The following is a 7,579-nucleotide window of genomic DNA, read 5'->3' on the forward strand; positions in this document are numbered from 1 at the left end:
GCTATAAATACATAACAAGCTCTACTCTTATGTTTTTTTTTTTTTTTACTACTGCTTAAGTTATCTTCTTTTTAAAAAAAATAATCATCGTAATTTAAGCTTAACTAGATAAAACTTAAAAATCGTTTAATATAAACATATAACGTCTAACTGTTAAACATAAGAGTAACTCCTAAAGCTATATTGATCCAAACATAAATTTTGCACTCTTTCATAATACTCTGATGTATTTAACAGTATTTAAAAATTGTATCTTTTAGAAAAAAAAATAGATAACAAAAAATTCCTGCTAAAAATACTCAAAATGTATATTATGCTAGATTTTACGGGTTGCAAATTATATACAAAACCAATAAAAAATAATACCATTAGCGTACCATACGCTCTAATAAATACATTCTTAGAATAATAGTAGGAACGGCCCAGGCAAAAGGTTCCGATAAAGTAGGCACTCATGACAGACTTAATTACAGGTTGCCAAGTACTTTATTTTCAATGAGTTAAATGTTGAAATCATAAATGAATCCCCAGATGGACACCAACACTCAAGAAGTAACTAAAGAACTTAATTCTTTTCGTTTTTACCAACCTAAAAATACGTAAATTTTAGTTTTCCAATACCATACTTTTTTATTAGAATATTTTCTATTTCTTCAGAATAAATTCCTAATACTTTGTATTTAGCTTTAAGAACAGTTTGACCTTCTCCTTTTTCGCAGGCTATGAATTCCATTTTTGAATTTTCTCGTCATATCTCTGTAACAAATCTTCACATTCCATTGACTTGTTTGCGCAAGAGTTAAGCATAAATAAAGCTAAAAATAAGAAAATAGGCTTCCTATTTTTATTCGTATTAAAATTGCATACAACGTTTTTATATAAGTATAGTGAGGGGTTAAATCGCACTTTCTTTTCTAGTTGTCTGGGTTATTATTTAAAGTTTTTTCTACAAGTTTTGATTTTATCACGTCTACCCATGTTACATTTTCCGAGGTGTATTCAAAGAAGTCTGTTTCTGTCCAGCTCCATTCTTTAGACTCTCTATGGTTTATGCTATGTGCTTTATAGGATACTTCTATGGTTTTCTTGTCTTTGTCCGTGGCTATTAAAATTTCATCAAAAGTAGATTGTACCGTTGCTGTTTCTAGTATCTTATGGCAGACTTCCAATTCTTTTAATGCAATACCATCTTCTGAAAACCATTGTTTTAAAAAGCCATAATGGGTATCAGAACATTGATAGCCTAAATCTAATGCGGTTAAGATTTTACATTTTAAGTTGCTTCTCTCTTCATTAACGTCTCCATCCCACGAACACTCATTACCAATAAAGGATGCGACAAAGCCCAAGGCTGCTTTCTCTTGATTAGTTATAGAATTAACAAACGGTTCATTGATGAATATTGAATTAATACTTTGTTGTGATTCTTCGTCATATTGCCCCTCTCTCCATAAAAAAGTAACTGCTTTGTTTCCAGATTGAATGCGCTCTGCATCAATAATTGTTTCTTTAAAATCAAGTGTTTCTCCATCTCCTGCAAGCCAAATACTATCCATTTTCCATTTTATTGCTAACATATCTCCAGACTTAAAGTTGTATTTGTTTTGGTTTAATTCCCAATCCCACTTATAAATCAACGAGTGGTCAATTCCTTTTTTATTTCCGAATAACAGATTATAATCGCCACCATCACTATAAGAGCTAAAAGTGATGGTATCTGCATACGTTTTATTTAACGTAATAACCTCATCAGGTCTTATATTACTGGCAAACTCTGTTTTAATTTCATTAATATACCCATCCCTATTAATGTGAAATTTAGTGGTATCAATTTGTGTTGTATCATCGTAAAATTCATCAATAACAGTAATAAATTGCTGTTCTACTTTTGCATGTTTTCTTGACCAACCTTCTGCTATTTCGTCATATGCAATTATTTTATGAGCTATCAATTTCTCTCCCAAATTGTAATTAATAAGTATAGATTCTAACTCATGGTCTCCTTTAAAAACATTTAAAACAAGACTATAAAAATCATCTGATAACTCTAACCTATACGAAGGCAGAAACCTATAATTATGCCCTTCTTTTTCAAGGTTTGGGTAAATTTTATGTAACTGTAATACTTCTATATCTTTCTCATAAAAATCACTAATTTCATTAATGTTGGCAAAGTTTGTAGAGTCAACAACTGGTGCTTGTTTTATGGGAAAATTTTTCCATATTTCAGAAAATTGTTCTGGGGAATCAATTTTTGATTGAAGGGCTTCAATGAGTTCTTTAACCTCTTTGTCATGAGGTTGAATATCTTTCTTTTTCTCTTTAGAGTTACAACCTACAAGGCCTATGCTTAAAATGAGTGCTAAAATATTGATTTTATTTTTCATGTTTTTAATGGATATCACTTACTGATTCTGCTTCTACTGATTCTTCTATCTTAGATGGATTACATTGATTGATTATAATATCTGTTTTAATGATATCCCAATTTTGATAATAATTTATAGTTCCTATATAGTTTAGAGAATCATTTCTACAATATTTTAAATTGAATTCAGCGATGTGGAATCTATTGTAATCACTAATGTATTCACTACTAAACCCTCCTGGGTCTTCTTTGTTTTCTATAAAATGTGTCGTTCCTGCTTCTCCAAAAGGAACAAAGAATGGTGTACCACTATAATATTCGTAAAAACGAATACGATATGGTACTATTGCTGTTGTATTCTTTGAAGGTGTTTTAAAATGATTACTTACTTTGTGAAATACCATTTTCGCTATAATCTTATGCAATGAATCTTTATCCTTAATAGGATATTTTATGAGGTATAAATCTGGATACACTTTAGATTGTATGAATTCCATTTTTTTGAAAAACAAGTGATTAACTAGAACAGCTAGAGCAATCACGCCAACTAAACCTGAAGCCCATTTCATTCTTTTTTTCTTTTTAATAGTCCATTTGATTAATTTGAATAATTGATATAGACAGATAATCAGTATTATTAAAAGAAGAATTAAAATTAGTATTAGCATTGCTGTTTATTAATTTGCGTATTGCATTGTTATGTTTCGTTTTTTAGCAACCTTTACCATAATGCCAGACATTAAGTGTTTCTTCTTCTGATATAAGCTTAACCCAACCAGAATATGTTTTTATAATCAAATTATCTTCGCCAGAACACGGATGTTTTCGGTACTGCGTAACATTTACTTTGCACCATTTTCCTTTTCTTTCAGTTGTTAAATTAATACCGAACAGGTCTCCTTTTAGTGTGACTATCTTATTATATGCAATTGAAGGCCCTGTTCTTAAATTGAGTCCTGGTTTGTTAGCATACCATTCTGTGTTTTTCTCTATGGCATAATCCATCCAAGAGGTTAGTTTTAGATTCTTGGATTTTAATTCTTCGATGCTAATCCAGTATCCGTTTTTTAGTTTAACATATCCAGATTTTGAGTCTATAACGATTAAAGCCATTACTTCATAGCCTACCATTTCAAAGTTTTCTTGCACTAAAATTTGCTTTGAATTTTGTTTTTTAATACTAGCGGTGTAGAATTCGTTGCTACCATTGGGTTTTCCTAAACAAATTTCACCTTGAGGGTTTCCATTGGGTTGGTTATAAATTACAAGACCAGAATCAGGGATATAGACACAGCATAATTTAAATTCTTTCGTAGGCATTACAAGACCTGCCCTAAATTTTTGGGAATACACAGTAATAGAAGTGCTTATAAAAAATAGTGTAAAGAAAAGGTTCTTCATTTTTTATTAATTAATAATCGTGCATATTAAATTCTTTATAATCATCAAAATCTTTAATTTCAGATAAATTCAATAGGTGCTCTATTTTAACCTTTAATAGTATTTTCCTTCCTCACATTTATTTCTGTTCCAATGTTTAATAAGAAAGTTTTTAAAATAGCCACTATCGTTTAAATTTTCACTTGCGGTAAATTCACCACCATAAGCATTATTACTCTCACACATAAGCATCGTTGAACCCCTTAATGCATATTTTGTACGCCCTTCATACATTATTATTTTCATAGCTCCAGGGTCCATGCCGCCACGACAAATGGAAACGTATGACATGGTAATTTCCGTTATACCATCATTGTCTAAATCTGTTATTGTTGTCGCCTTTGGTGTAAACCCAGTAAACCAATCGACACCAAAACATTCGGTATAATCATAAACTCGCCATTGTCTCTTATATGATTTGTTTAAATTGTTTTTTTGAAACAGATAAGCATATAACTCGGATTTATCTTGAATCATATAATCCGTAGAATCGTTATCATAATCTTTCCAATTAAAATTACCAGTAACAGTAAGTATTAAAATGTTTTCCCCATTTACATCCGACCATTTTAAGGCTTCGACCACAGTACCTCTAAAATCAATTGACTTTGGGATATCGTCATAGCTTAATGTGTCAATTTTAATTGACTGACTTGAGCTCTCTTTATCCCAAATACCTAACCATAAGTCTGGTTCTAATTGTCTAAACTTTTCTTTATGAATTTCGGTTTGTCCAAAAACAAAATTTGTAATGGTAAGACAAAATAGTAGTAATAATCCTTGTTGTTTCATTTGTTATTTTTATTTGAGTCCCATTTCATTTATATCTTCGTCTACTCTTTTCCATTGATGCCCTGAAAAATTTCTTTCATCATATTTTTTAGCCCAAACAATATAAAAATGTTCCGAAAAATAGATTACTTCAGCCTTGCGCTTAGCATACCCAAAAGCCCCTATATCTTTCATTTGAAATTCAACTTTATGATTTGTCATCTTTCCATTAACTAATGCTACCGTTTGGGTTTTCCAAGCGGATGTATTAAAAATTATTCTTAGAGGATTTAGAAATAGTAACCCTATAATCGCCAGCATCGGAATTCCCTTTCTTAAAATTGATTTGCTAAAACTCAGGTTCGTTTTAAATTCCATTAGTAGTAATGGAATTGGCAAAATCAATACTCCGTAATAGGTAAGTGCCTTTATAAACCCAATTTTAGTTTGAAAAACATCGAATATGTCCAATAAAAACATAACTAAAATGCTATAAAATGTTACTCGTATTAGTTTTAACATAATTAGTTTTTTAAATGCATTAAGGCGTGTAAGCGGTAGTTTTTATCCATAGCACCCAAAATTTATACTTTCTAAAACTCCGTCTTTAGAACTGCCAATTACAATAATAGATGTATCATCTAAAACCGATTTTTCTATCTCAGTAAGTTTCTTAGACGTTATTCTTTCACAATCGGGACCATAAATAATTGTAGTATCATCAATCATATAGGTTCTTATTTTGAGGTTTTCATTTAGTATAATTCTGTCACCTCCTTCGTCGGTATATTTAATCTGTATAATATCAATATCGACAAAAGTTAAATTATCTTTTCTATAGATTTTTTTTACATAAAAATTCATTTCAGAAATATCTTCGCCTAGCGTTGATTTGTAACTCTGAATCTTTTTTTTGTGGTTTTGCAATTCAATATCCGATTCATAGTTACTCCCAACTTTATCTAAATTCTCTATCATTGCTGTGCTCCAATTTTCAATAAAGACTTTATTTTTTAAAACATCATTTTTACCTGCGAATTCTTGAACGTTATCATTACCATTTTCATCATAAATAGTTTTTTTCACAATGTATTTACCAGTAACCAAATTGTAAGATTTAGCAATGTGTACCGTAGGCAAAGACCTGTATATTACATCATAGCCAATAACTTGAGCCTGATTAGTTTTAGGCCGGAACCTTAACTTTATAAACCGTCCAAACGCTCCTGTGCCTTCTTCAAAATAACCAAACTCAACAACATTGTTTTTTGTTTTGATTTGGGTGGGATACACACTCATTTCCTGCAGATTGACTAAATCTACTTCATAGGATTTCTTATGGCTGCTTACATAAAGTATAAATTTATAAGCTGAAAATTCAGAGGTGTTTTCTACCAATACAGCTGTATCTTCAAGACCATCTGCATCAAAATCTAGAAATACCTGTTCTATTTTCTTTCCGTTGGCAGGGCTTTCTGTTACAAGGCTGTACCCTTCAGGTATTTCTAGTTGTGCAAAAGAAATAATAGGTATTAGTAGCAACAAAAACGTTGTCCTATTTTTGATTTTAAGTATATTTTTCATTTCGATGTTTTCAATGTTAATCCCCATCTAATAGATATATTTCAGAAAGCGACATATATTTTTCATCATTCACATAACATAATTTCTTTATGTAAATTGAATTATGGGATATTCCTTCAATATTAAATTCATAGCAGTTCTCTTTTACATTAAAATAGTCTGATTTTCGTCTTGTTTTTTCACCAGAATAAACCTCAGGTCTGTAAAAGAAATCTAGTTTGTCTTTTCCTTTTAAATAGAAGGTTTCAGTATCTTCTTCAATGGAATGTGTTATAACAACTTTAATACTATCGCGTTCTAGAAACTTTGCTATATATGCAATGGTTATTTCATCATTTCCGCTAAAACTTTCATGGATTCTTTTAGAAGCAAAGTATATTTCAGAATCATTAAATTCTTTTTCTATAAAATTTTCATATTCATTAGTCGTCATTACAGTCGATTGATAGGGTACTATTGCATTTTCGTCTTCGTCATCATACGCTTCAAGTATTTTATCAATTGAATTAGCTTTAATTGAGTTTTGCTTGGTATCCGGAAAATAATAGAGTTTTCTTTTTTCGCCAAGGATAACCAAATTACTACCATACTTTTCAGAATAGTAGTTGACATATTCAGGTGCTAGCTCTACAAGTTTAAATATACCATTTTTAGCTATTTCTTTCTCCATTCCGCATCCGTGTTCTACTAAATTGAAATCAACCGTTTTAGGAAATTCAATAGGTTCCTTAGCCGGAATTTCAAAAGTTATATCAGTTGAATAACAGTCTGGTGCTCCGCAATCAAACCCATGAAGATTGAAAGGCAGTTCAAACTTTATCTTATCATTTATTTGATTTACAAGTCCTCTGATGTATAGCTCTTGTAACATGCTGAACTTTAAATTTTCGTTCGGTTTTGCGTTCAGCAATTGTTTTCTCAAAGATTTTTGAGTTTCTTCAAAGGACAATTCCGACCTGTAGATTTTCTCACTTTTCAGAGATACCTTTTCAGATACAGCTTCTATTTTTTCATTGCTTTCCTGTTTCTTCTCTTTTGTCGAGCAAGAAATAATTAATAAACTGAGCAATAAAAAAGTAATTTTCATCTGTTAATATTTATTTCTTTAAGGTCAGATATAATTCGCCAATCAACATTATTATGACCCATTTCATAGTTCAAATTTGTTTATTTGGCCTTGTTGCGTTAATACTATCCCAATTTCAAACTTGCCGAAATATGCAAAGCGGTTTCAATATCGTTTGCCAATTCTTCTACTATGGCTATATCATCTAACTTTCCTGAGGGAAACGAAAACAAGCCATGCGTATTTTCAACGGCCAAGTACATTTTTTCGTTATGAAACGATAGTAGTATGGGTCTATTGAACTTCTCTTCTAACGCTAAAACACGCTCCATTAATGCCGTTGATAGTAC

9 protein-coding genes are annotated in these 7,579 nt (G+C 30.8%); all 9 read right to left on the reverse strand.

Annotation, left to right across the window (positions count from 1 at the left end; all coding sequences use genetic code 11):
• Window positions 1-589 precede the first annotated feature (589 nt).
• The gene (locus QZZ51_RS15460) at window positions 590-733 is read right to left on the reverse strand and encodes a DUF4952 domain-containing protein (protein ID WP_291871293.1); all 144 of its coding nucleotides are present in this window, start codon (window positions 731-733) and stop codon (window positions 590-592) included.
• A gap of 181 nt (window positions 734-914) precedes the next feature.
• Window positions 915-2,387 (reverse strand): hypothetical protein, encoded by a 1,473-nt coding sequence (locus tag QZZ51_RS15465; protein ID WP_291871295.1) that lies wholly within the window; start codon window positions 2,385-2,387, stop codon window positions 915-917.
• 4 nt (window positions 2,388-2,391) lie between these two features.
• Window positions 2,392-2,865, reverse strand: coding sequence for a hypothetical protein (locus QZZ51_RS15470; protein WP_291871297.1), 474 nt, complete (start codon window positions 2,863-2,865; stop codon window positions 2,392-2,394).
• Window positions 2,866-3,079: 214 nt separating this feature from the next.
• Entirely contained in the window at window positions 3,080-3,769 is a 690-nt protein-coding gene (locus tag QZZ51_RS15475; protein ID WP_291871300.1) for a hypothetical protein, read from the reverse strand.
• Between the two features lie 93 nt (window positions 3,770-3,862).
• Window positions 3,863-4,600, reverse strand: a complete 738-nt coding sequence (locus tag QZZ51_RS15480) for a M949_RS01915 family surface polysaccharide biosynthesis protein (RefSeq protein ID WP_291871302.1) — start codon at window positions 4,598-4,600, stop codon at window positions 3,863-3,865.
• A 9-nt stretch (window positions 4,601-4,609) separates the two neighbouring features.
• On the reverse strand, window positions 4,610-5,101 hold the full coding sequence (locus tag QZZ51_RS15485; protein WP_291871304.1) for a hypothetical protein: 492 nt from the start codon (window positions 5,099-5,101) through the stop codon (window positions 4,610-4,612).
• Between the two features lie 42 nt (window positions 5,102-5,143).
• Window positions 5,144-6,163, reverse strand: a complete 1,020-nt coding sequence (locus tag QZZ51_RS15490) for a hypothetical protein (RefSeq protein ID WP_291871306.1) — start codon at window positions 6,161-6,163, stop codon at window positions 5,144-5,146.
• 16 nt (window positions 6,164-6,179) lie between these two features.
• A complete protein-coding gene (locus tag QZZ51_RS15495; RefSeq protein WP_291871308.1) occupies window positions 6,180-7,250 on the reverse strand; it encodes a hypothetical protein in 1,071 nt (356 codons plus the stop codon).
• A 104-nt stretch (window positions 7,251-7,354) separates the two neighbouring features.
• Window positions 7,355-7,579, reverse strand: a 225-nt coding sequence (locus QZZ51_RS15500) for a DUF3137 domain-containing protein (RefSeq protein ID WP_291871310.1), incomplete at its 5' end; no start/stop codon positions are given.

The organism is Maribacter sp., from assembly GCF_016744255.1.
Taxonomy (GTDB): domain Bacteria; phylum Bacteroidota; class Bacteroidia; order Flavobacteriales; family Flavobacteriaceae; genus Maribacter_B.